This is a genomic window from Ruminococcus sp. CAG:379 (assembly GCF_000434255.1).
GTDB lineage: Bacteria > Bacillota > Clostridia > Oscillospirales > Ruminococcaceae > Ruminococcus_F > Ruminococcus_F champanellensis.
In genome coordinates, this window is sequence record NZ_FR894874.1 from 6,753 (window position 1) to 7,659 (window position 907).

Annotated in this window: 1 pseudogene; it reads left to right on the forward strand. The window is 61.3% G+C overall.

The features are described 5' to 3' along the window. Window positions 1-46: 46 nt before the first annotated feature. Window positions 47-907, forward strand: a pseudogene (locus QVO51_RS04615) (ATP-dependent DNA helicase RecG); the annotation flags it as partial.

Here is a 907-nt window from a genome sequence, read left to right on the forward strand (position 1 = left end):
CCGCCTGTTTTGCATGCAGACACATTCTCGCCGAAAGGATCCGTCTATGAACGAACTGTTCCGTCCCATTTCCGCCCTGCGGGGGGTGGGGGAGAAGCGTGCCAAGGCATACGCCAGGCTGGGTATTCAGACTCCCTACGACCTGCTGTTTCATATTCCCCGTTCCTACCTGGATTTCCGCAATCCGGAGCCGGTGCTGTCCGCCCCCCTGGATACCCCCTGCGTGGTGGAGGGGTGCATCACCCGGAAGCTGCCGGAGCAGCGGATCCGGAAGGGGCTTTCTGTGTTCAAAGCCACTGCCACCGACGGGGAAAGCGACTTCACGGTGGTGTTCTACAACAATTTCTACGCCTTTGACGCTCTGAAGGTGGGGGAAACTTATCGGTTCGCCGGCAAGCTGACGGGGACGCTGCTGCGCCGGGAGATCCATTCCCCCCAGTACCTCCGGGCGGAATGCCCGGTGCTGATGAAGCCGGTGTATCCACTCACCAACGGGCTGACCAACCCCATGGTGCAGGCAAATATGCGGCAGGCACTGGAGCTTTTGCGCCGGGAGCCCTTTGACGGACTGCCCTCCGGCATCCGGCGGCAGTATGACCTGTGTACCCTGCCGGAGGCGCTTGGAGTGGTGCATCAGCCTGCGTCAGAGCCGATTTTACAGGAGGCAAAGCGGCGGCTTGCCTTTGATGCCCTGCTGCAATTGCAGCTGGGTATGCTGATGCTCCGGAACAGAAGCCGTGCCCAGACCGCCTATACCATGGATCCGGACACGGATCTGACTCCCTTTTATGCCTCCCTGCCCTTTGCCCCCACCAACGCCCAGAAGCGCTCCATTGCGGAGATCTGTGGGGATTTATGCAGAACCGTGCCTGCCAACCGGCTGCTGCAAGGGGACGTGGGCAGCGGC